This window comes from Arthrobacter sp. CMU6 (genome assembly GCF_059090205.1).
In genome coordinates, this window is sequence record NZ_JBNHFL010000006.1 from 147,905 (window position 1) to 170,336 (window position 22,432).

The following is a 22,432-nucleotide window of genomic DNA, read 5'->3' on the forward strand; positions in this document are numbered from 1 at the left end:
CACCGCCCCGCATTGGCCTACTTCTGTTCGATGCCGAAGCTGTCCGTGAAGGTGTAACCGGCCGCCGGTACGAACCGTGCTGAGAGTCGGTCCGCGGTGGCGGTCACGTCCAGGGTGCCGAGGGCGGCGTCGCGGTTCTTCCCGGACGAAGCAGCAAAGTAGGGGGATTCTGGATCCTGGATGTTGACGTCGTAGAGCCCCACGCCACCGGTTCCCACGGTGGCGAACACCGTTCCAGCGCCCTGAACCATGGCATTGTCAGCGTCCGCGAGGCAGCCTCCGGCGAACGTGTCCGGCACCAGCGCCGGGCAATCCTGGCCGCGGCCCAGCTGATGGCTCCGCTGGTAGTTATGGTCGTGGCCCGTCAGCACCAGGTCCGCCTTCTTGTCGATGAGCAGGTTGGTGAAATCGCGGCCGGCCTGGCAGTCGTACTTGCCCACGCTGAGGCACGGCGTGTGCATGCCGACGACGGTCCACGGGATCTTCTTGGACCTCGCACCGGCAAGCGCGGCAGCTGTCCACTGCCAGCGCTCACTGCCCCTGGAGTAGTCCAGGGTGTTTCCGTCGTGGAACTTGATGCCGGGGGACACCATGATGAAGCGCACCAGCGGGTCCCGTTCCGGGTAGTCGGCGTACCACTGGATTCCGTACTCGCCCTGGAGCCCCGGAAGTTTGTTGGGCAGGCATTTGACGATGTTGGCAATGTCACCGTCGTGGCCGTCGCTCTCGTGGTTTCCCGTGACCACCTGGTAGGGAAAGTCCCCGCCCAGCTTGCCGGCGACCATGTCGCAGAACTCCTGCTCGCGGCCGGCCTCGTAGGAGAAATCCCCGAGGGCCAGGTTCAGCTCGGGACGCAGGCCGGACACGGTATCGAGAACCTCACGTGCTCCCGTACTCAGCCCAATATCGCCCTGGGCCGTGAAATGGACGGCGGCCGGCGATGTGGCCGGGGCTGACTGTGTTGCCGAGGAAGGGGCAGCCGGCGAGGGGGTCTCCACGGGGCCGGGCGGCTCTGAAGTCGCCGGCGGTCCGTTCCCGGTCGCAGGCGGCGGACCCGACGGCGCCGGAGGCGTGCCGGGCTGGCATGCGCTGAGCAGCAGCATCAGCGAAAGAACGGCGGCCGGGACCACGCCGGAGCATCTCCGCTGTTGTGACGGTCCAGTCATAATCCCTCGCATCACGGAACTGAGCCTGATGCCGCTGCAGGCCGGGAGAACAGTAAGTACTGCTAGGCCCTCAGGGTAATGCCGGCAGCCCTGCCAGGCCAGATGTGGCCCTGCATCCCCCGCTATGACAATTTCGGTCATAAACATGACACGGCACCTTTGGCAGGGACATCGCGGGCGGCAGCACCACCACCGTTTCAGCCGCCCCCTTCGTGGCGCAAATTTCCTTCGACTCCGCAGGCGCCAACGTGGAGTGCACCGGCAGCCAAGTCGCAGTGAGCTGGGTCATCACGGCCAAGCACTGCAACTCCACGAGCCTGGGGTCGGTCCGGCTGGGCAGCAGCTACCTCGGAACCGGAAGTGCGGTCCGTTCAGTGGCCGCACGCTACGCGGCGCCGGCCGGCGACGTCCTGCTGCTGAAGCTGGCCACGTCGTACTACGGTTCCTTCGTTGGCCTGTCCGGTTCCTTTCCTGCCACCGGAACGCCCTCGACGGTGTATGGCTGGGGCGACCAGTCCGAGGGATCCGGCGCCATGTCCTACTACCTCAAGGCGGCGGGCGTCTCGGTGGTCTGGCAGGGCGTGGACAACCATGGCGGCCCCTCCGTCCGGACGCGGTCGGACAGTGGCCACCCGCTCAGTGGCGACGCCGCGGGCCGCTGATCATGAACGGCAAACTGGCGGGGGTCCGGTCCACATGGACATCCTGCCAACCCGGAACCCTCGAATTACACCGGCTACTGCAACGACCACGCCTCCGTGGTCCGCAGCCTCGCCTGGATCACCAGCGTCTCGGGGGTTCGGGGCTCGTAGGGGTTACATCCCGGGCAGGTCCAAGGTCTCGTACACCTGGATGCTGGCACCGGGCATCATGAGGTGGGGATGCCCTTCGAGCAGGGCCAGAGCGCCGTCCATGTCCTCGGCCTGCAAGATGCCGTATCCACCGACGCTTGTGTTCGTGTCCGAGGTGCCCGACTGGCTGACCTCCTTGCCGGCACCCAGGGGCTGGCCCATGTCCACGATGCCGTTGCCGGCCCGGGACGCCCACTCCATCCATGCCTTCATGCCCTCCTGTGCGGCCTCGGGGGAGCTCTCCGCCATCTGGGATTGTGCCGACTGCGGTGCGTTGTAAAGAACTACAAACTTCTTCATTGCCGGTCCTGTCTGTGGAGCAGTGGTCTTCGGGTTGTGGACTGCTGGGGCAGGCGCTGTCGGTTGCGGTCTGTCTATCCGTGGACCGGCGCCCCCAGGGCATGACCCTCGCAGCCACAGATCGATCCTAGGGGGATTCGGCCTGCGGGGATACAGTTCAAGGACCACCGTTCACGGAAAATTCGCCCGGCCACCGGTGGGAGTTTCGCTGTGGGAAAACTTGGCTTGAAGACCCAAAAAAGCAAAGTTGAGCGTAGTAGACTCAAGTTAGCTAACCGTCTTCGAAAGGAGCTCTCTTTGGACGTCAAATTCACCACCAAGAGCCAGGAGGCTCTTTCGGCTGCCGCCATGAACGCCTCCACGGCCGGGAATCCGCAGGTGGAACCCGCCCACCTGCTCAAGGCACTGATGGATCAGCGGGAGGGTGTCGCCGTCGCACTCCTCCGCGCCACTGGAGCGGACCCGGACGCTGTCAGCGTCCAGGCCAGTACCGCCATCAAGGCACTGCCCGCCACATCCGGAAGCTCGGTCCAGCAGGCCCAGCTGTCGCGGCCTTCCCTGCAGGCGATCCAGAACGCCCAAAGCGAGGCAGACAAGCTGGGTGATTCCTTCGTCTCCACCGAGCACCTGCTGCTGGGGCTCTCGGCCGGGAGTGACGGCGTAGGCAGGCTGCTGCGCGACGCCGGCGCGTCCCACGAGGCGCTGGCCGCTGCACTTCCGGGTGTCCGCGGCGACCGCAAGGTCAACTCTCCCGATCCCGAAAACACTTTCCAAGCCCTCGAGAAGTTCGGCACCGACCTCACCGCGGTGGCGCGTTCCGGGAAGCTCGATCCGGTCATTGGCCGTGACAGTGAAATCCGGCGCGTCGTGCAGGTGCTCAGCCGCCGGACCAAGAACAACCCCGTGCTGATTGGCGAACCGGGCGTCGGCAAGACCGCCGTTGTGGAGGGCCTGGCCCAGCGGATGGTTGCCGGCGACGTGCCGGAGAGCCTTCGGGGCAAAACCCTGATCGCCCTGGACCTGGCCTCCATGGTGGCCGGTGCCAAGTACCGCGGCGAGTTTGAGGAGCGGCTCAAGGCCGTCCTTGAGGAGATTAAGAACTCCGAAGGCCGGATCGTCACGTTCATCGATGAGCTGCATACCGTGGTGGGGGCCGGTGCCAGCGGCGAAAGTGCCATGGACGCCGGTAACATGCTCAAGCCGATGCTGGCCCGGGGCGAGCTCCGGCTGATCGGCGCCACCACCCTCGACGAGTACCGCGAGAACATCGAGAAGGACCCCGCCCTGGAGCGGCGCTTCCAGCAGGTGTACGTCGGTGAGCCCAGCGTGGACGACACCATCGGCATCCTCCGCGGACTGAAGGAGCGGTACGAGGCCCACCACAAGGTCGCCATTGCCGACTCTGCGCTGGTCGCTGCCGCGACACTGTCCAACCGCTACATTTCCGGCCGGCAGCTGCCGGACAAGGCGATCGACCTCGTGGACGAGGCCGCCTCCCGGCTGCGGATGGAGATCGACTCCGCCCCCGAAGAAATCGACCAGCTGCGGCGCTCCGTCGACCGGCTCACCATGGAGGAGCTCGCCCTGCAGGGCGAGACGGACGCCGCGTCCGTTGAGCGGCTCGCTGCCTTGCGGGCGGACATGGCGGACAAGAAGGAGCAGCTGGCCGGCCTGAACGCCCGCTGGGAGGCGGAGAAGGCGGGCCTGAACCGCGTGGGCGACCTGAAGGCAAAGCTGGATGAGCTGCGGTCCACGGCGGACAAGGCGCAGCGCGAGGGGGACCTGGAGACGGCGTCGCGGATCCTTTATGGAGAAATCCCGGCGCTGGAGCGCGAACTGAACGCCGCCGCCGAGGCGGAGGCCGCCGTCGCCGACAAGTCCGCGCTGATGGTGGCCGAGGAAGTCACCGCCACTGACATCGCCGAGGTCATCGCGGCGTGGACCGGCATTCCGGCCGGCCGCATGCTGCAGGGCGAAAGCCAGAAGCTGCTGCACATGGAGGAGGAACTGGGCAAGCGGCTGATCGGCCAGTCCAAGGCCGTCACGGCCGTGTCCGACGCCGTGCGCCGTGCCCGGGCCGGCATCAGCGACCCGAACCGGCCCACCGGCTCCTTCCTGTTCCTCGGCCCCACCGGCGTCGGCAAGACCGAGCTCGCCAAGGCGCTCGCGGACTTCCTGTTCGACGACGAACGCGCCATGGTGCGGATCGACATGTCCGAGTACAGCGAGAAACACTCCGTGGCGCGCCTCGTCGGCGCCCCTCCCGGCTACGTCGGTTACGAGGAGGGCGGCCAGCTGACCGAGGCCGTCCGCCGCCGGCCGTACTCCGTGGTGCTGCTGGACGAGGTGGAGAAGGCCCACCCCGAGGTGTTCGACATCCTGCTGCAGGTGCTCGACGACGGCCGCCTCACCGACGGCCAGGGCCGCACCGTGGACTTCCGCAACGTGATCCTGGTGCTCACCTCCAACCTGGGCAGCCAGTTCCTTGTTGACCCGACGCTGGATGCGAACGCCAAGCGCAACGCGGTCATGGCCACGGTGAACGCCTCCTTCAAGCCGGAGTTCCTGAACCGGCTGGACGAGGTGGTGCTGTTCGATCCGCTGTCCGTCGAGGAGCTCGCCCGCATTGTGGAGCTGCAGGTGGCGGAGCTGGCCAAGCGCCTGCACGAGCGGCGCCTCTCGCTCGAGGTCACAGAAGGCGCCCGCGCCTGGCTGGCAATGTCCGGCTTCGACGCGGCATACGGCGCCCGGCCGCTGCGCCGCCTCGTGCAGCGCGAGATCGGCGACCGGCTGGCCAAGGCCATCCTCGCCGGTGAAATCTCAGACGGCGACACGGTCCTGGTGGATACCGCCGCGGACCTTGGGGAGCTCACCGTCGAGGGCCTGGAAGCACTCTCCCGGCCCGACGGCGGCGCACTCCTGGGCAGCGGCCTCACGGTCCGCCGCCGGGACTAAGCCAGGAGACCCGGCTGAGGGAGCAGGGCCAGGGGACCAGGGCTACGGGAGCAGGCTTGCCTTGATGATGTTGCCTGACGCAGTGACGTAGCAGTCCACGCGGCGGTCGCCCTTGGCCCAGCTCGCCGTGCTGGGGTAGGCGAGGCGGTAGTTCAGGTTGTAGGCATTGGACTTCTCCGTCAGGGCCGCCGTCTGGCATGTCTCCCTGGCCCTGGTCTTCAGGGCTTCCCGGCCCGGGTACGCGTCGCCGTCGGCGTAATGCGTGACCGCCACCAGCTGGGCGGAATGGTCGGCGGTGCACGCAACCACTGTGGATTTGGAAGCCTCAGGGTCGAAGTCCTTGAAGCAGTCGCCAACCCGGAAGTCCAACGGGCTCACGTTGGTCAGGGGCAGGCTGGGCCGGGGCGACGCCGCCGGCGCGGCGGGGGAGGGCTCCGCCGCGGCTGCCTCGGGCCGGTTGGCCGCCTGCATGGTGGCGTTGGCGAGGAGTGACGTCAGCAGCCACACGAGCAGGCCGCCCACAACAAGCAGCGCGGCGACAAAGCCGGCCTTGAGCAGGGTTTGCCGGACCTCCGTCTGCACGAGCCGGGAACGGATCGAGCCGGGCAGGCTTTTGAACTGGGCAGCCACGGGCTGGGCTTGTTTCCGCCCGGCTGGTTCCGGCCTTGCCGGCCTGGGCTCAAGCGGTTCCGGCCGTGCCGTTTCCGCCGGCTCGAGGCCGGCTGGTCTGGGCTCAGCGGGCTCGGGCTGCACGGCGACGGAGCGGACCGGCCCGCGTTCCCCGTCGCGGCTGGGATCGTTGCTGTTCATATGGGGGCGGCACCCCTTCCTGGCGTTCCCTCGGCGGAGGGGATCCGGCATAAATGCGTTTCGGCGGTGTGGCCATGGCGGCCCCGTTGCCGGATTCCCATGCCCGCTTAATTCAGTCGTTCAGGAGACTCTATCGAACAAAAAATCTCTGCGAGCCCCGGATTGCCGCGGAGAAGCGGGCTGCGGCGGCCTCCGGAGGCCCGCGTGGCAAGCAGATGCCGCCGAAAGCATGTAATCTAGGGGTACGACAAATTGACCAAACATTCCGGGGCCTCACCGATCGCCAAAGGTGACCACCTCCGGTCCAAGTACAAAAGGGGGTCACGCCATGGGGCGCGGCCGTCAAAAGGCAAAAGCTACCAAGCAGGCTCGGGACATCAAGTACTACTCCCCGAACACCGATTATTCGGCCCTACAGCGCGAGCTCACGGGTCCGGGAAGTCGTGCCACGAGCCATTTCGCGAATGAACCGGTCGAGCCGGACTATTCAGCCTACGTGGATAAGTACGCGGACGATTTGGATGAAGACGACGACGAGGTAGACAGCCGTCGTATCGGTTAGTCGTTCCCGCTGAACTGCCGAAAGGCAATTGGCTGAACGCCGCCGTCGTGCACCTCCTGGGTATATCCCGCATTCGGGTTGCCTGTTTCCCTGCCTGACCCGGAAAACCGGTCATAGCCAGAGTCTTGGCCGCAAGGGAAGTCCGGTGCCGCCACAGTCATCAGACCCGTTTGGGCACGCCAGTCTTTGGCGTGCCCAAACGGGCCTTTTTGTATCCAAGGGGAACTAGGCTGGAGGCAACTCAGCCAACGAAAGGTTCGCACGCATGGTTCAGCGCAGCGGGTACAGCCTCGGAGAGCTCTGCTGGGCGGACGTCCAGGCGCCGGACGTGGCTGCCGCCAAGGCCTTCTACGCCGCCGTGTTCGGGTGGCGCTACGAGGACCTGCCGACTCCGGACGGCCGCAGCTACGCGAAGGCCTTCCTGGATGATGACCTCGTCGCCGCGGTGGCACCGCAGCCGCAGCAGGGTCATCCAGAACGGCCCGCGCAGTGGAACGTCTACTTCGCCACGGATGACGCCCGGTCCACCGCGGAGGAAGCCGAGCACGCCGGCGGTACGGTGCAGTTCGGGCCGGAGGACATCGGGGACACCGGAACCATGGTGTTCGTGGAGCCGCCGGGCGGCGGGGCCACCGGCGTCTGGCAGGCCGGTACCCACCCGGGCAGCAGGCGGTACAACGAGCCCGGTGCGTTCGCCTGGGCCGAACTGATCACGTCGGAGCCGCAGGCCGCCGTCGGATTCTTCCAGCAGCTGTTCGGGCACGGGGTGACCGAATACCCCCAGGACGACGGCGGAACCTATACCACGCTGACGGTGAACGGCGCGGAGGTGGCGGGCATCGCCGCCGCTCCGGACGAGGGCGGGGACGGCGACGACGGCACCAGCGGGTGGCAGGTCTACTTCGGCGTCTCCAGCGTTAAGGAAGCGGTGCTGTCGGCCGTCTCTGCCGGAGCCGAGGTGCTGGTGGAGCCGGAGTTCGACGAGGACGGCGGCACCATCGCCACCCTAAAGGATCCCCAGGGCGGCGTGTTCAGCGTCCTGCAGGTTTAAATAGCCGAGTGCTCCCCACCAGCCCGGGGGGAGCACTCGGCTGACTTGTTTAAGCGTAGGCGTTGACCAGCTGGACTGCGCCGCCGTCCACGCCCTTGGCACCCTGCACGTAGTCCGGACCGGCCTTGACCACGGCGTCGGAATCGGCACTGACGGCACCCATGATCCAGGACGGCAGGCCGCGCTCGTTCAGGCGGGCCACGGCGGCGTCCGCAGCGTCGGCAGACACCACGGCCACCATGCCGACGCCCAGGTTCAGCGTGCGCTCCAGGTCGGGCAGCGGGACACGGCCCAGCTCCGAGACGAGCTTGAAGATGGCGGGCAGCTCCCAGGTGGAGCGGTCGACGGTGGCCACGAGGCCCTGCGGCAGCACGCGGGCCAGGTTGGCTGCCAGGCCGCCGCCGGTGACGTGGCTGAAGCCGTGCACCGCCTTGTCCGCGGTGACGGGGAAGGCCCGTGCGAGGTCCAGGCAGTCGGCGGCGTAGACGCGAGTGGGTTCCAGCAGTTCCTCGCCCAACGTGCGGCCGAGCTCGGAGACCTGGCGGTCCAGGGCCCAGCCGGCGTGGTTGATGACGCGCCGAACCAGTGAGTAGCCGTTGGAGTGCAGGCCGGAGGACGCCATGCCGATCACCACGTCGCCGGCCCGGACGCGGTCCGGTCCGAGCAGTGCGTCGGCTTCCACAACGCCGGTGGCGGCGCCCGCGACGTCGTACTCGTGTTCGCCCAGCAGGCCGGGGTGTTCGGCGGTTTCGCCGCCCACCAGCGCGGTGCCGGCCACGGAGCAGGCGGCAGCGATGCCGCGCACGATGTCCGCGATGCGCTCCGGAACCACCTTGCCGCAGGCGATGTAGTCGGTCATGTACAGCGGTTCGGCCCCCACCACCACGATGTCGTCGACCACCATGCCCACGAGGTCGTAGCCGATGGTGTCGTGGATGTCCATGGCCTGGGCGATGGCCACCTTGGTGCCCACGCCGTCCGTGGACGTGGCGAGCAGTGGCTTCTTGTAGGTGAGGAGCCTGGAGACGTCGTACAGGCCTGCGAAACCGCCGACGCCGCCAATCACCGATGCGTTGTGGGTCGCCTTGACGGCGTCCTTCATGAGCTCGACGGCGCGGTCGCCGGCCTCGACGTCCACACCGGCGGCCGCGTAGGTGATGCCGGTGTTGTTCTGGGCAGCATTCATGTCAGCAGTGGAGGAGGCGGAAGTCATAGGGACTCTTTCTTGTCAGCGCCGACGGTCGCAGCGTCGTGGTGGAGATCGGGCACGCGGTCGGCGTCGGTGAGCAGGTTCTCGAATTCGGAGTCCGGTCCCGGGTCACAGCCCGTGGCACCCGGCTTTTCCGCGGGGTCCTCGGTCACCGGGATGCTGTCAGGGTTGCCGGGGCTGGCGGTAGCCGGTTCGATGGCGGCCTCGGCGGCGGCGTCCGCTGCGGAACCGGCGGCGGGGGCAGCGCCGGAGGAGGCAGGCAGGCCGCCAAGGTCCGTGCGCTCCAGCAGGTTCTTGCCGAGCTTGTCGGCGCCGGGCAGCTCAATCGGGTACTTGCCCGTGAAGCATGCCGTGCAGAGCCGTTCGCGGGGCTGCTGGGTGGCGCCAATCATGCCGTCTTCGGAAATGTACGCCAGCGAATCGGCACCGATGGCCTGGGAGATCTCCTCGATGGTGGCGCCGTTGGCGATGAGCTCTGCCCGGGAGGCGAAGTCGATGCCGTAGAAGCAGGGCCACTGGACCGGCGGGGAGGAAATCTTGACGTGGACGGCGGCGGCGCCGGCTTCGCGAAGCATCCGGACGATGGCGCGCTGGGTGTTGCCGCGGACGATCGAGTCATCCACCACCACCACACGCTTGCCGCGGATCACGGACTCCAGGGCGTTGAGCTTCAGCCGGATGCCCAGCTGGCGCAGCGTCTGCGACGGCTGGATAAACGTGCGGCCCACGTAGGAGTTCTTGACGAAGCCGTGCGCGAACGGGATGCCTGATTCCTCGGCGTAGCCCACGGCCGCGGGGGTGCCGGATTCGGGGACCGGGATGACGATGTCAGCGGTCTGGGTGTTCTCGCGGGCCAGCTGGCGGCCCATCTCCACGCGGGATTCGTAGACGGAGCGTCCGGCGATGGCGGCGTCGGGACGCGCGAGGTAGACGTATTCGAAAACGCAGCCGGCCGGCGTCGCGTCCGCGAAGCGGCTGGACCGCACGCCCTGTTCATCGATGGCGATGAACTCGCCGGGCTCGATCTCCCGGATGAAGCTGGCGCCAACGGTGGCGAGGGCGGACTGCTCGGAAGCGACCACCCAGCCGCGCTCCAGCCGGCCCAGGCAGAGCGGCCGGATGCCGAAGGTGTCGCGGGCTGCGTAAAGCGTGCCCTCGTCCATGAAGACGAAGCAGAAGCCGCCGCGGATCTTGGGAAGCAGTTCGAGGGCGGTCTGCTCAAGGGACTTGCCCTCTTCGCCTTCCAGCAGCGCCGTCACCAGGGCGGTGTCGGAGGTGTTGCCCTGCTTCATTTCACCGCTGAGCTGGCCGCCGTTGCGCTCATGGATCATGGCGTTGAGTTCGGCCGTGTTGGTGAGGTTGCCGTTGTGCGCCAGGGCCACCGTGCCGGTGGCGGTAGCGCCCAGCGTGGGCTGCGCGTTGGCCCAGTGGCTGGCTCCGGTGGTGGAGTAGCGGCAGTGGCCGACGGCCAGGTGCCCGGTCAGGGTGTTCAGCGTGGTCTCGTCGAAGACCTGGGACACGAGGCCCATGTCCTTGTAGACGTTGATCCGCTTGCCGTCGCTGGTGGCTATACCAGCCGACTCCTGACCGCGGTGCTGCAGCGCGTACAGCCCGTAGTAGGTAAGTTTTGCTACTTCTTCACCTGGTGCCCAGACCCCGAAGACGCCGCAAGCGTCCATCGGGCCTTTTTCGCCAGGGAGAAGATCATGAGAAAGTTTTCCATCGCCGCGTGCCACTGGTCGATTATCTCACGTCATGGGGTAGGGAAATTCCGGCCGCCGGATTATGACCGCTGGCCGGGCCCGCCGTCGTCCGTGGCCCGCTCCGGGGCAGTCCCGGGTTCGGTGCCCGCTGCCGTGCCCGCTTCTGTGGCCGGATCCGTGGCTGGCGCCGCGCCTGCCTGCGTCTCTGGGTGCGTTCCTGGCTGAGTGCCGCCGGTGGAGAGTTCCTCTTCAGGCACGGCTTCGACGACGCCGCGGCGGGCACGGCGCACGCTGGCCCGGTCCAGCACCAGGGCGGCGATTGCGCCGAGAATCACACCGGCCGCGGCGCACGGCACCATGAAGAAGCCGTACACGGCGCCGCGGTCGTAGCTGGCATCGCCCGGCAGGGCGTACGCAATGACCGCCGCCGCGGCGAACCCCGCCAGCCCGCCCAGGACCAGGAAGGGGACATACTTGGGGGCGCGCCGGACGGTGATCTCGCGCCGTTCGGGAATTTGGCGCTCGGGGGTGGGCTGGTCGGAAGACATGCCATCTAGCCTACTGTCATCCACGCCGCCAGCCCGCCCCGCGGGTTCAGTCCTGCGGCCCGGCCGGCACCAGGCGCTGGCGTTGTTCGCCCAGGAGGTCCCCGCCGGACATCCGCATGACGTCCCCGGCTTTCAGGTACGGGAAGCGGCCGGACAGTGCCACGCCCTCCGGGGTGCCGGTGGTGATGAGATCGCCGGGTTCGAGCACCATGTACTGCGAGAGACGGCGGACCAGTTCGGCCGGTCCGAAGACCATGTCCGCCGTCGAGCTGTCCTGCCGAACCTCGTCGTTGACCCAGGAGGCGAGGCGGATATCGTCTGCCTGTACTGCAGCGGCGGCCACCAGCCAGGGCCCCACCGGGTTGAAGGTAGGACACGACTTGCCGAGGGACCACTGCGGCCCTGAGTGCTCCAGCTGGTACTCGCGCTCGGAGACGTCGTTGGACAGGACGTAGCCGGCGATGCAGTCCGCTGCCTCGGCGTCGGATGCCAGGTAGCTGGCGCGCCGGCCGATGACCACGCCCAGCTCCACCTCCCAGTCCACCCGCTGCGCCCCGGGCGGGATGGCGACGTCGTCGTCGGGGCCCACCACGGTGTTGGGGTGCTTGAAGAAGATGATGGGACGCTCGGGCACCGGCAGGCCGGATTCTGCGGCGTGCGCGGCGTAGTTCAGCCCCACGCCGATCACAGCGCCGGGCCTGGCGACCGGCGCGCCGATCCGTTTGCCGTCGAGGGCCACCCGGGGGAGTCCGGTCAGGTCCAGGTCCGCCAGCCGGCCGGTCCAGGTCTGCAGGAAGTCCCCGTCAATGTCCTGGGTGACAGGCCGCAGGTCATAGGCCTGGCCGTCACCGTCGACGATCACCGGAACCTCCTGGCCCGCCGGGCCAATGCGCATCAGCCGCATGCTGTCTCCTTTCAGCTGCCGCGGTAGGTGGAGTAGGCGAACGGGCTCAGCAGCAGCGGCACGTGGTAGTGCTCGGTGCCGGTGACCTCGAAGACCAGGTCCACCTCCGGGAAGAACGTAGCGCCGCCCTGCTGGGCGTAGTAGTCGCCGGTGGCGAAGTTGAGCCGGTAGTTCCCGGGGGCCAGGACCTCCGGTCCCAGGTCCTTCGCGCGGCCGTCCGCATCGGTGGTGCCGCTGCCCAGCTCTGTCCAACTGCCGCCGTCGTTCGCGTAAAGCACGACGGCGATACCCGCGGCCGGGCGCCCGGCGCCCGTGTCCAGGACGTGGGTTGTCACGTGGGAAACGCTCATTCGCTGATCACTCCTTCCAGGCGCAGCAGGGCGATTTCCCGCAGCTGCTGCGCAACAATGACGTCTTCCTGCTCCGGTGTATTGGCCAGGCGCTCGTTCAGCGCTGCCAAAATTTCGGGGGCGGTGCGCCCGGCGGCGCGGATCAGGAAGACCCGGCCGAACTTTTCCTCGTACACGCGGTTGCCGCGCGCCAGGGCGTCGGCCACCTCCGTGTCCGCCGGGTCCACGCCGGCCTGTTCGGAGCGGGACATGGCGGCCTCTGTGGTCTGCGCGGCGGGGCGTTCGCCGATCCGCGGGTGATGTGCCATGGCACCTTCCACCTCCTCCCGGGTAAACGGGGCGGCGGCGGCCCGGGCTCCATCGAGGAGATCCCGGACAGAGGCGAACGGGCGCGCCTCGGCGATCTGGTCCACCCAGCGCGGGACGTCGATGCAGGGGCGCAGGACTGCGCTGGCGGCGTCCCTGTCCGCGGCATTGAATTCGGCAAGCTTCACGTTGTGATCCTCAAACAGTTGCTGGCATCCATGGTGACGGCTATGCGGAGGTCCGGGTCCTCTCCCGGTGATCGCCTTCCCCGCGATCGGGACAGGCGAGTTCCGCATCATGGAACTGTTATTTCAGCATACGTAATAGTGAAGCCGAGCACGTCCGCCGGTGTCAAGAGACTACAGCAGGGGCCGGGCTGGGCCGGATAGTATCGGCGGCGGGGGGACTTGACGCTGGGTCGGAGTCCCGCGTGGTGATAGGGGACGGATGAAAGGCACCAGCGCTCGGACGCTCCCGGAGCAGGACATTGACCGGCAGGCCGCGCTGCAGGCATACGGGTTGCTTTCCGGCCAGGAGGGCACGACGGCCCCGCCCCCAGGCGGAAGTTCCCGCGGCAGCACGGCCAACGCCGCCGCTGCGCGGACGGCCTTGGACAACCTCGTGGACCTGGCCGCCAAGCTGTGCCACGTGCCCTTTGGCGTGGTGAACGTGATCACCCCGGACCAGCAGCGCCAGATCGCGGCGTCGGGGGTCGAGCCGGGCATCTGCTCCCGTGAGGACTCGATGTGCGCCCGGGTCTTCCTGACCCGGGAGACCACCGTGGTCCACGATGCGTCAGAGGACCCGCGTTTTGCCACCAATCCGTTTGTGACCGGCGAGATCGCCAACGTCCGGTTTTACGCCACGGTGCCGCTGGAGACCGCTTCCGGCTTCGTGCTGGGCTCGCTGTGCGTTTTCTCCGATGCGCCGGCAAACCCCGAGCCGGAGCAGATCGCCATGCTGGAGCTCCTCGCCCAGCAGGCCGTGGAGCTGCTGGAACTCCAGCACCGGACGCTGCAGCTGAATGTGGCGCTGGACGAGGTGCGGCGGAGCAATGCCAAGCTGGGCGAATTCGCCGGCCGGGTGAGCCACGACCTGCGCATCCCGCTGACCACGATTCTTGGGTACGTGGAACTGAGCGAGGACGATCCGGACATGCCGCCGGAGCATCCGGCCGCCGAGTACCTGAACCTCATCGGCGCCAGCGGCCACCGCATGCTGGCCATGCTCGAGGACGTCCTTGACTACTCGAAGGTGGGCGGTGCCCTGCATCCCCGGCCCCTCTCGCTCCGCACCGCCGTCCTGGACGCGGCCCGGGACCTGGGCATCCCGTTTGGCAGCGGGGGGACGCTGGACTCGGACGACGCGCAGCTGCATGCCGATCCGCTCCAGCTGCGCACCCTGTTGCAGAATCTGCTCTCCAACGCCCTGAACTACCGCAGCCCGGAACGTCCGCTGCAGATCCGGGTCAGCGCAGTCTCGAACTACCACGGGACCGCGGTCCTGGTCGCGGACAACGGCAAGGGAATCGGTCCGGAGGACCGGCAGCGGGTGCTTGAGCCGCTGGTCCGCCTGCACAGGGAAGGGGATGGCCCGGGATCCGGGCTGGGCCTGGCCACCTGCAGGCGGATCGCGCAGGCCCACGGGGGTGACCTGACCTTGACGGAGACGCCTGGCGGCGGAACCACCGTGGTGCTGACCTTCCCTGCCGCACCGTGAAAAGCGCTTTGAGCAGCGTCGAAAGCCGGCGTCCCCGTGCACGCCTCAGTTTCGGGTTCGCCGCGGCTGCCGCCGCCGTGCTGGTGCTCCTGGCCATGCTGTTGCCGGCGGGCCTGGCGGCAGCGGCCGCGGCGGCGCCCCCGCTGGCGGCCCCTGCCTCTTTGCGTACATCCGTGGCGCATGCGGGCACTGTGAATGCGTCGGGCACCGTGGAAACGGCGGGCACAGGCGAGGGGCCGCTCCTGGGCGCCGCACTGGAATGGGGCGAGGACAGCGCCGCCGGTTTCGCGGAGCGCCTGGGGGCGGTGCCGGCCCTCTTCGGTCACGACATCGCCTTCCCGCTGCAGGAATCTGAAGAGGTCCATATCCGTGAATTCTTCAGGCAAAGCGACTCGCAGGGAGCCCACGCCCTGCTGACGGTCAAGCCCTCGCGGGCCCTTGACCAGGTGCCCGCCGATGACGCAGCCGCCTTTGCGCGGACAGTGGAGCAGCTCAGCACCGGGTTCCAGGGCATCGTGTACGTCAGGTTCGCGCCCGACATGAACACCAGCTGGGTGTCCTGGGGCCAGCAGCCGGAGGCTTACACGAAGGCGTTCCGGGCGGTGGCGGCAGCGTTCAAATCCCTTGACGACGCCGGCACGGTCATGGTCTGGCAGCCCTTCCTGGGCCGCGACTACCCGTTCCAGCGGAACCGGAATGCGCCGGGCCCGGGCTCGGACGGCTTTAAGCTGCTCGACACCAACGGCGACGGACGCTGGGACGGAACGGACGACGCCTACTCTCCGTACTACCCCGGCGGCGACGCCGTGGAGTGGTCCGGCCTGGGCGCCTACCACGACGATTCGGGCGGTGGATCCGCCGTCAACACCCTGCCGGCCGACGGCGAGCTGACCGGGATGCTGACCGGCAGTGACGGCCGCGGCGGCTACGAAAACTTCTACGCGGACTACGTGCAGGGCCGCGGCAAGCCGCTGATGCTGCAGACGGCCGCGTTCTTCAGCTCCACCACCGGCGGCCCGGCGGAGGGTGAGATCAAGCTGGCCTGGTGGGACCAGATGCTCGCCGCCGCGTCATCCCCGCGGTTCGGTGACATTGGAGCCGTCGTCTGGGACGAGCGGACCAGCACCCGGGACACTGGGGTGGCGGCCATCGACTGGCGGCTGACGGGCCAGCCCGGAATTGCAGAGGCCGCCGGCGCGCGGCTGAAGGAGTCAGCGCTGGTCACCGGTCCGGTGACCGCCCACGGCGGTCTGGCCGGCACCGATTCCGGCGGCGTGGGGAAAGTCCTCGGCGGAATCGGCGCGTGGACGACGGCGGGCGCCCTGGCCGCCGTCGTCTGCTTGCTTTGGCTGCTCCCGCGATTCCTGCCCCGGGCCGCCGGTTGGGCATACGGCGATCCCTCCACCCGTGATTCCCGCGTGGACTTCCTGCGCGGCCTCGCCATCGTGTTCGTGGTGGTCAACCACGTGGGCATGACCTCGCTGTTCCAGCTGTTTACCCACGAAGCGGTGGGCTTCGTCTCGGGCGCGGAGCTGTTTGTCCTCTTTTCGGGGCTCGTGCTGGGCATGGTGTTCGGCCCCCGCGTGAAGGACAGTTTCGGTGACGTGGTTGACCACACCACCAAGCGCGCCGGCAAGCTCTATGTCACTGCGCTCACGGTGCTGATCGGGGTGTTCCTGATCTCCCTAGTTCCCGGCATCAACGCGGACACCCTGACGTCCTTCGTGGACCAGGGCACGGGGGCGGCCGGACGCGGCGGGGCGGGCCGCTCCTACGACCTGTACGCCGGAATGGATTCGCTGCTGCACTTCCCGGTGGCGCCGGAGGTCATTCCCGGCATCCTGCTGCTGCAGTTCGGCCCCTGGCAGTTCAATGTCATGGGCCTGTACGTGATCCTGCTCCTGGCCAGCCCGCTGGTCCTCTGGGCCCTGTCGCACGGAAAGGCCGTCTGGGTGCTGGCCGCCACCACCGCGCTGTACACGGCCGGGTCCATCTTCCGGATCCGGCTCCTGCCGTCCGAGTTCGAGGATTCCTTCCCGCTGCTGGTGTGGCAGGTGCTGTTCGTTGCCGGCATGGTGGCGGGCTACCACCGGCGCCGGATCATCGGCTGGCTCGCCGCCTATTCGTGGGTGGTGATGTTGTGCACCGTGCTGGCCGCTGCCCTTGCCTTCCTGGCCTGGGGCAATCCGTACCTGGCCAACAACTTCGACGTCCGCGTGGCCATCCTGCCGGACACGTCGTACCGTGCGCTGTACGATGCCTACTTCGGCAGGACCTACCTCGGAGTGGGACGGCTGCTGAACGTCCTGGTGCTCGTGGTTGCCGCCTATGCGCTGCTGACGGCGTACTGGAAGCCCGTCCACGGGGTCCTGGGCTGGTTCCTGATCCCGCTGGGCCGGGCCACGCTGTACGTCTTCATCATCCACGTCGCCCTGATCGCCGTCATCGCGAACATCCCGGCCCTGCAGGAAGGCCGGGTCCTGCTCAACACGGCCGCCTACGCCGTGGTCCTGGCGCTGCTCTGGGTCATGGTCCGGACCCGGTTCCTCTTCCGCATCATCCCCACCTGACGGCGCTCACCGGTGCTGCCGGGCTAGCCCCGGCGGGCGGCCAGGGCGTTGCGCAGGGCGTCCGTCGCGGCGGTGCTGCTGTTGATCCGCCAGTCGGTTTCCTTGTTGAAGTGGAACCAGGTCAGGGCACTGACATCTCCCTGGGCGGCCAGGTAGCCCACCAGGGACGACGTCCATTCGGCCTTCGAGCCACCCTGCTCTGCCGAGGACGTCTCGCCGATGAGGATCTGCTTGCCGGGAGCCAGGTTCCGGAGCTGGGCAAGGCCGTCCCCGAACAGCCCGGAGGGCGAGACCCACGTGCTCCATAACGCCGACGTGCCCCAGTTGTAGCCGTCGAGCGCCGTCGCGTCCACATAGGAAGGGCCTGGGTAGAGGGCGTCCAACGGAGTGGAGCCCCAGTACGGAACGTTCGGGTTCCACACCCAGGTTATGTTGGATGCGCCGGTGGAGGAAACGACGTCGTGGACGTGCCGCCAGGCGGCAACGTAGTCACCCGGGCCGTTCCCGTTGAGCTGCTCGGACCACGGGTACCAGTTGCCGTTCATCTCGTGGCCGAAGCGCAGCATCACCGGATGGCCCCAGCTTGCCAGTGCCTGCCCCCACTGCCTCAGGTAGGGATCGAAGTCGCCTGCCGTGATGCGGTCCAGCGCGTAGGCGGGCTGGGAGGTGCCTGCGCCCCAGGCCCACGGCTCCCACGTCAGCAGGACAACAGCACCACGGCTCCGGGCGGCCTCGAGCTCGGCCAGCGGCGGCATTTGGTTGAAATCCTTGTAGGACAGGATGATCGACGGTGCTTCCCCGGCCAGCGCGGCCACCTCGTCGAGCTCCGCCGAGGCCAGCGGGCCGCCGGGCGTACCCACCCCAAACCGCAGGAGGGCTGTGCTGGGCTGCGGCGCTGACGGCGCCGGTGACGTTGCGGTGCTTCCTCCCGCTGGGGCGGAGGCCGGCGTCAGCTCCGGAGCCGGATCGGCTGCGGAAGGGGAGCTGTACGTCAGGGTGAACGGGGCCGATGCAATCACCTTGCCGGACACTGCCGTTACCGGAACCACGGGATCGGCGCTGTCCGGAATGACAACGGCAGCCGTGAAGTAGCCGGATGCGCTGGCCGCGAACTGAACGCTGTTTGCCCCGGCGCTGAGCGTTCCGGAGGTCTTCCTGGGAAAGCCGGTCCCGGTCACGGTGACGGTGGTACCCGCGGGGCCGGAGCCGGTGTCGAGTTTGATGGCGGCTGTTGCGGCCTGTGCCGTTGCGGTGCCGGCCGCCGTTACGCCTGGCAAGGCTACGCACAGGGCAGCGATGACGGTGGCAAGTAACCGGGGCAGTCTGATCATCCGCTCAAATTACCGTCAACTTCTGGGCGCACGCGCTGCAAGAGCGCAGTTTCAGCCAAAGATTTGCGCAGCTCAGCGGGTCGCGATGCCGAAAGCTGCGTGCCGTTTCGACTGGCACGCAGGAGCGGTCAGGAACCGATGGGGTCCCGCGACAGGATCCAGGTGTTCGTATCGTCCTCCCGCGTAAACGTCACGGTGGTGACCAGTGCGCGGATCAGGGCCAGGCCGCGTCCCGACTCGGCGTCCTCGCCGGGCATGGCGGGGTCGGCGTAGTCGATCCCCGGGCTGGCCGCGCCGAAGGCGCTGACCTCGGCCCGCAGACTGGACTGCCGGATGCAGATCTCCACGCCCAGTTCCACCGGGTCCGCCGATTCCGGCTCCGCGTGCTGGACCACGTTGGCGGCGGCCTCGATCACGGCGGTGGCGAACGTCATCCGGTCCATGTCGGGAACGAACGGGGCATCCTCCCAGAGGTCGTCCAGCTGGCCGTGCACGGCATCGACGGCCTCAGGCGTCGCCACGTTCCGGAAGCTGCGGCGGGCCAGGATGTCAGTCATCGCCGAACGCCTCATCGGCGGTGGCGTAGGACGTGAGCACGCGGTCCATGCTGGTCAGTTCCAGGACCATTTTCACCTGCGGCTGGACGGCGGCGATGCGGAGGTCGCCGCCTGCCTGCCGGGCCGCCTTCAGGCAACCGATGAGGGCTCCGAGTCCCGAGGAATCCATGAACGCGGTGTCCTCCAGGTTCACCACGATCCGGCTGGATCCAGAGGCTACAACGTCCGCCACGAACTCCCGCAGCTTGGGCGCTGACACCATGTTCAGGCGGCCGGCGGCCTTGATTTCGGCGTACGAGTCCTTGACCTCGTAACTAAGATCCATCCGTCTTCCTCTCTTCGATCAAACCCTCTGCCGGAATGTTCTCTGGACCCGAACCCACTTCGGCGCCGTCTACCTCAAAACCCTTGTACAGCACGGCCCGGACCAGGATGCTCATCACCACGAGGTCGAACACCACCCAGGCCACGTTGACCAGCGTACCGATCGGTTCCGACATCCCGGCGGCAAGCCGCGCGATGCCCACCACCGACGAAATGGCCAGCAGCACCGAGACCACAATCTGCGGTCTGATCAGGCTCCAGCTGGGCCCGCCCGTCTGGCGGTCCTTGGGGGTGACGGCAAACCCAAGGGGACGTCCGAACCAGACGTTCCGGGCCGCCGTCGTGCATGCCTTGATCCAGGTGGGGAACAGCGCAAGGCTGTACTGCTGCCCGCGCCAGGTGGGAATGCCGCGGCCGGCGATGGCAAACAGCAGCTGGTTCACCACCATGAACGGAATAAACCGGATGAAGAAGTCGGCGCTGAGGCTGGTGACCGGCAGGATCCCGAGCAGCAGGTAGACGATGGGGGCGGCAAAGTAGATCACCGCGGCGAAGCCGCTCAGGTAGGTCCACATGGTGGCGAAGTACATGAGCCGCTGGCCCAGTTTCAGGCCGCGCTGAACCAGCGGGTTTTCACGGAGCATCACCTGGATGGTGCCCTGGGCCCAGCGCAGGCGCTGCGTCAGCATGGTGGCAAGGTCTTCCGGGGCAAGGCCGTAGGCCAGGACCTCGTGGTGGTAGACGCTCTCCCATCCCATGCCATGGATGCGCATGGCGGTGGCCATGTCCTCGGTTACGGAGATGGTGGCCAGCGGCATGACGGGCTGGGCTTCGCCGGTGCGTTCCACGGAAAGGGCGTCCAGCACGGCCTGCACTGATTCGATGGCACCGAGCGGGGACCAGTCCCGGGCGGACATGCGCTGCACGGCGTCGTCGGCAACCACGGGCACGCCGGAGTCGCCCACGTGCGCCAGTTCCATGGCCGCGATTTCCTCAAGGTCTGCCTGCAGCGCGGACACGTCGGCCTGGACGAGCGCCTGGACAGCCTGGTCCACCTTCCGGCGGACACGGTACGTGATCTCGCTCAGGGACTCGCCGTCATCGAGCCGGCGCCGGGCCTCCGCGGTGGCGGCCTCCACCTCGTCCAGCATCTGCGCCACGAGCAGGTTGTCCGAATCGGCAGATTTCCGTGCCTGGCGGATGGCTGACTGGGATGCGGCGAGGGCGCGGCGGATGCTCTTTTCCGTCTCCTTGACGTACCCCACCAGGCCCAGCTGCATGAGGGCCTCGCGGCGGAGGATGGCGTTGGAGCCGCAGAAGAAGGCCGCGTTCCAGCCGTCCTTGCCCTGCTGGATGGGGCCGTAGAACAGCGGCGCCTGGCTGCCCAGGGGATCGGAGGCGGGGACGTTGCTGAAGTACTGCGGCGTCTGCACCAGCGCAACCTTGGGGTTGGTGAAGTAGCCCAGCGTCTTGTCGAGGATGTCCGGCTCGGGGATCTGGTCGGCGTCGAGGATCAGCAGGAACTCGCCCTCGGTGACCATCAGGGCGTTGTTGAGGTTACCCGCCTTCGCATGGCGGGGCATGTTCTTCCAGTCCGCGCTGCGGGTGACGTATCCCAGTCCGTGCTCCTCGGCGAGGCGTTGCATCTCGGGGCGGGCGCCGTCGTCGAGGATCCAGGTGCTGTGCGGATGCCGGATGCGTCTCGCGGCGAGGGCCGTGGTCATCACGAGGTCCAGCGGCTCGTTGTACGTGGTGATGAAGACGTCCACCGTGGCGCCGGCCGGAGGCGGCGGCGCGGCCTTGCGGATTTTCAGGCGCCAAACGGTCATGCCGAACAGCATGACGTCGATGAGGCTGTAGGTCTCCGCGGCCACGAGCGGCACGGCGATCCACCAGGCCTCCCAGTTCAGCGAGGCCAGCCACCGCCACGCGATGTAGTTGATCCCCAGGAGCACCGTCAGGAGCACCACCACCCGGGTCCAGAAACGCGTCACACCAAAGCCGTTCCGGCCGTCCCTGCCAGGCGCCGCACCATGACCGCGGTGACGTCGTCCTCCGCGGTCTCGGCCGGAGCCAGCCGGAGCAGGGCGGCGCAGGCCGCCTCGGCGGTGGGCTGCCCGTGCGTCGACTGGCGGACGGCGTCGGTGAATTCCTCGACGGAGCCAAACACATCAAGGACGCCGTCGCTGACGACGACGAGCGAGTCACCGGGGGACAGCTCCAGGTCAGCTTCGCTCCAGTTGGCATCACCCCAGGCCCCGACGGGAGGGCCGGCAGACGGCAGCCGCTGTGCGCCCCCGTCTGCCTGGAGGTGAATCGCCAGGCCGTGGCCGGCGTCGACATAGCTGACTTTTCCGGAACCGGCGTCCAGCCGGGCGTGGAACAGCGTGACGAAGGACCCGGAGATGTCCAGGTCCGACGCGATCGAGCGGCTGGCGAGGTTAAAGGCATTTCCGAGGTCCGGATCGTGGCGGACTGAGCGCATGACTGCCCGTGCGGTGGCCGCGATGAGGGCGGCGCCCATGCCCTTGCCCATGGCGTCGGCGAATGTCAGGTGGAGGCCGCCGGGGGTCTGGTACCAGTCATAGAAGTCGCCGCCTACGCTGCGCGAGGGGCGGAACACGCCCGCCACCTCGTAGCCGTCCAGCCGGACCTCCTCGCGGGGGAGCAGGCTTTGCTGCACCTCGGCGGCGCGGCGGAGGTCGTTCTGGGCCGCTTCGTCCGCGGCAGGCGTGCGGGAGCGGCGGAACAGCGCGTTGATCCGCGACTGGAACTCACGGGGACTGAAGGGCTTGTTGATGTAGTCGTCCGCCCCGTTGTCCAGGCCGGTGAGCTTGTCCAGCTCATCCACCCTGGCCGTGAGCATGATGATGAACGCGTCCGAGAACTCACGCAGCCGCTTGCAGACCTCCAGCCCGTCCAGATCGGGAAGGTTGAGGTCCAGCGTGACAAGGTCGGCCCTGGTGTTGCGCACCGCCTCGATGCCAGGGAAACCGGCACCGGCTTCGGTGACCTCGAAGCCCTGCTTGGTCAGGACCCGGACCAGCAGCCCCCGAATGTCCGGGTCATCCTCGATCACGACGGCGCGGCGCGGCTCAGGGGTTGAAGACATGCCTCTATTAACTACTGTCTTTACAGACTTGTCACGCCGGAGGCGCAGCGTGTCCAGCCCGTTCGGCCCGCGTGAACTCCGTGTCAACGCTCCTTCACTTTCC

The 22,432-nt window shown here is 67.8% G+C and carries 20 protein-coding genes; 6 read left to right on the top strand and 14 right to left on the bottom strand.

Features of this window, described 5'->3' with window-relative positions; translation table 11 throughout:
• Positions 1–17: 17 nt before the first annotated feature.
• Positions 18–1,166 carry a metallophosphoesterase gene (locus tag AC5RWD_RS06285; protein ID WP_494019184.1) on the bottom strand — a complete coding sequence of 383 codons (1,149 nt, stop codon included), beginning with the start codon at positions 1,164–1,166 and terminating at the stop codon, positions 18–20.
• Between the two features lie 170 nt (positions 1,167–1,336).
• Here AC5RWD_RS06285 and AC5RWD_RS06290 point away from each other — a divergent pair, with 170 nt between their 5' ends.
• Complete coding sequence (locus tag AC5RWD_RS06290; protein WP_494019214.1) at positions 1,337–1,828, top strand: trypsin-like serine protease; 492 nt, start codon at positions 1,337–1,339, stop codon at positions 1,826–1,828.
• Between the two features lie 153 nt (positions 1,829–1,981).
• On the opposite strand, the gene AC5RWD_RS06295 is transcribed toward AC5RWD_RS06290, so the two are convergent.
• Positions 1,982–2,317, bottom strand: coding sequence for a YciI family protein (locus AC5RWD_RS06295; RefSeq protein ID WP_494019185.1), 336 nt, complete (start codon positions 2,315–2,317; stop codon positions 1,982–1,984).
• 297 nt (positions 2,318–2,614) lie between these two features.
• On the opposite strand from AC5RWD_RS06295, the gene clpB reads away from it, so the two are divergent.
• Positions 2,615–5,272: an ATP-dependent chaperone ClpB gene (clpB, locus tag AC5RWD_RS06300; RefSeq protein ID WP_494019186.1), complete on the top strand. Its 2,658-nt coding sequence runs from the start codon at positions 2,615–2,617 to the stop codon at positions 5,270–5,272.
• Between the two features lie 42 nt (positions 5,273–5,314).
• On the opposite strand, the gene AC5RWD_RS06305 is transcribed toward clpB, so the two are convergent.
• Positions 5,315–6,082 carry a septum formation family protein gene (locus AC5RWD_RS06305; RefSeq protein WP_494019187.1) on the bottom strand — a complete coding sequence of 256 codons (768 nt, stop codon included), beginning with the start codon at positions 6,080–6,082 and terminating at the stop codon, positions 5,315–5,317.
• 328 nt (positions 6,083–6,410) lie between these two features.
• Between AC5RWD_RS06305 and AC5RWD_RS06310 the strand changes: the two genes are divergently transcribed.
• Together AC5RWD_RS06310 and AC5RWD_RS06315 are read left to right on the top strand one after the other, a co-directional pair.
• On the top strand, positions 6,411–6,644 hold the full coding sequence (locus AC5RWD_RS06310) for a DUF3073 domain-containing protein (RefSeq protein ID WP_003803040.1): 234 nt from the start codon (positions 6,411–6,413) through the stop codon (positions 6,642–6,644).
• A gap of 265 nt (positions 6,645–6,909) precedes the next feature.
• A complete protein-coding gene (locus AC5RWD_RS06315; RefSeq protein ID WP_494019188.1) occupies positions 6,910–7,695 on the top strand; it encodes a VOC family protein in 786 nt (261 codons plus the stop codon).
• A 49-nt stretch (positions 7,696–7,744) separates the two neighbouring features.
• On the opposite strand, the gene purM is transcribed toward AC5RWD_RS06315, so the two are convergent.
• The 6 genes from purM to uraD are packed head-to-tail and all read right to left on the bottom strand — an operon-like array spanning position 7,745 to position 12,904.
• A complete protein-coding gene (gene purM / locus AC5RWD_RS06320) occupies positions 7,745–8,908 on the bottom strand; it encodes a phosphoribosylformylglycinamidine cyclo-ligase (protein WP_494019189.1) in 1,164 nt (387 codons plus the stop codon).
• Positions 8,905–10,641: an amidophosphoribosyltransferase gene (purF, locus tag AC5RWD_RS06325; protein WP_494019190.1), complete on the bottom strand. Its 1,737-nt coding sequence runs from the start codon at positions 10,639–10,641 to the stop codon at positions 8,905–8,907. The genes purM and purF overlap by 4 nt, the downstream gene beginning before the upstream one ends.
• Before the next feature lie 47 nt (positions 10,642–10,688).
• Positions 10,689–11,156 (bottom strand): hypothetical protein, encoded by a 468-nt coding sequence (locus tag AC5RWD_RS06330; RefSeq protein WP_494019191.1) that lies wholly within the window; start codon positions 11,154–11,156, stop codon positions 10,689–10,691.
• 46 nt (positions 11,157–11,202) lie between these two features.
• Entirely contained in the window at positions 11,203–12,060 is an 858-nt protein-coding gene (locus AC5RWD_RS06335) for a fumarylacetoacetate hydrolase family protein (RefSeq protein ID WP_494019192.1), read from the bottom strand.
• An 11-nt stretch (positions 12,061–12,071) separates the two neighbouring features.
• Positions 12,072–12,410: a hydroxyisourate hydrolase gene (uraH, locus tag AC5RWD_RS06340; RefSeq protein ID WP_494019193.1), complete on the bottom strand. Its 339-nt coding sequence runs from the start codon at positions 12,408–12,410 to the stop codon at positions 12,072–12,074.
• Complete coding sequence (uraD, locus tag AC5RWD_RS06345) at positions 12,407–12,904, bottom strand: 2-oxo-4-hydroxy-4-carboxy-5-ureidoimidazoline decarboxylase (protein WP_494019194.1); 498 nt, start codon at positions 12,902–12,904, stop codon at positions 12,407–12,409. The genes uraH and uraD overlap by 4 nt, the downstream gene beginning before the upstream one ends.
• 259 nt (positions 12,905–13,163) lie before the next feature.
• Between uraD and AC5RWD_RS06350 the strand changes: the two genes are divergently transcribed.
• Positions 13,164–14,435 (top strand): GAF domain-containing sensor histidine kinase, encoded by a 1,272-nt coding sequence (locus tag AC5RWD_RS06350; RefSeq protein WP_494019195.1) that lies wholly within the window; start codon positions 13,164–13,166, stop codon positions 14,433–14,435.
• 95 nt (positions 14,436–14,530) lie between these two features.
• Entirely contained in the window at positions 14,531–17,005 is a 2,475-nt protein-coding gene (locus tag AC5RWD_RS06355) for an OpgC family protein (protein ID WP_494019215.1), read from the top strand.
• 23 nt (positions 17,006–17,028) lie between these two features.
• On the opposite strand, the gene AC5RWD_RS06360 is transcribed toward AC5RWD_RS06355, so the two are convergent.
• The 5 genes from AC5RWD_RS06360 to AC5RWD_RS06380 form a co-directional block, all read right to left on the bottom strand.
• Positions 17,029–18,336: a glycoside hydrolase family 26 protein gene (locus tag AC5RWD_RS06360; RefSeq protein ID WP_494019196.1), complete on the bottom strand. Its 1,308-nt coding sequence runs from the start codon at positions 18,334–18,336 to the stop codon at positions 17,029–17,031.
• A gap of 128 nt (positions 18,337–18,464) precedes the next feature.
• Complete coding sequence (locus tag AC5RWD_RS06365; protein WP_494019197.1) at positions 18,465–18,893, bottom strand: ATP-binding protein; 429 nt, start codon at positions 18,891–18,893, stop codon at positions 18,465–18,467.
• On the bottom strand, positions 18,886–19,218 hold the full coding sequence (locus AC5RWD_RS06370; protein ID WP_494019198.1) for an STAS domain-containing protein: 333 nt from the start codon (positions 19,216–19,218) through the stop codon (positions 18,886–18,888). The genes AC5RWD_RS06365 and AC5RWD_RS06370 overlap by 8 nt, the downstream gene beginning before the upstream one ends.
• Positions 19,208–21,211: a glycosyltransferase family 2 protein gene (locus tag AC5RWD_RS06375; protein WP_494019199.1), complete on the bottom strand. Its 2,004-nt coding sequence runs from the start codon at positions 21,209–21,211 to the stop codon at positions 19,208–19,210. The genes AC5RWD_RS06370 and AC5RWD_RS06375 overlap by 11 nt, the downstream gene beginning before the upstream one ends.
• Entirely contained in the window at positions 21,208–22,329 is a 1,122-nt protein-coding gene (locus tag AC5RWD_RS06380; RefSeq protein WP_494019200.1) for a PP2C family protein-serine/threonine phosphatase, read from the bottom strand. The genes AC5RWD_RS06375 and AC5RWD_RS06380 overlap by 4 nt, the downstream gene beginning before the upstream one ends.
• Positions 22,330–22,432: the final 103 nt, after the last annotated feature.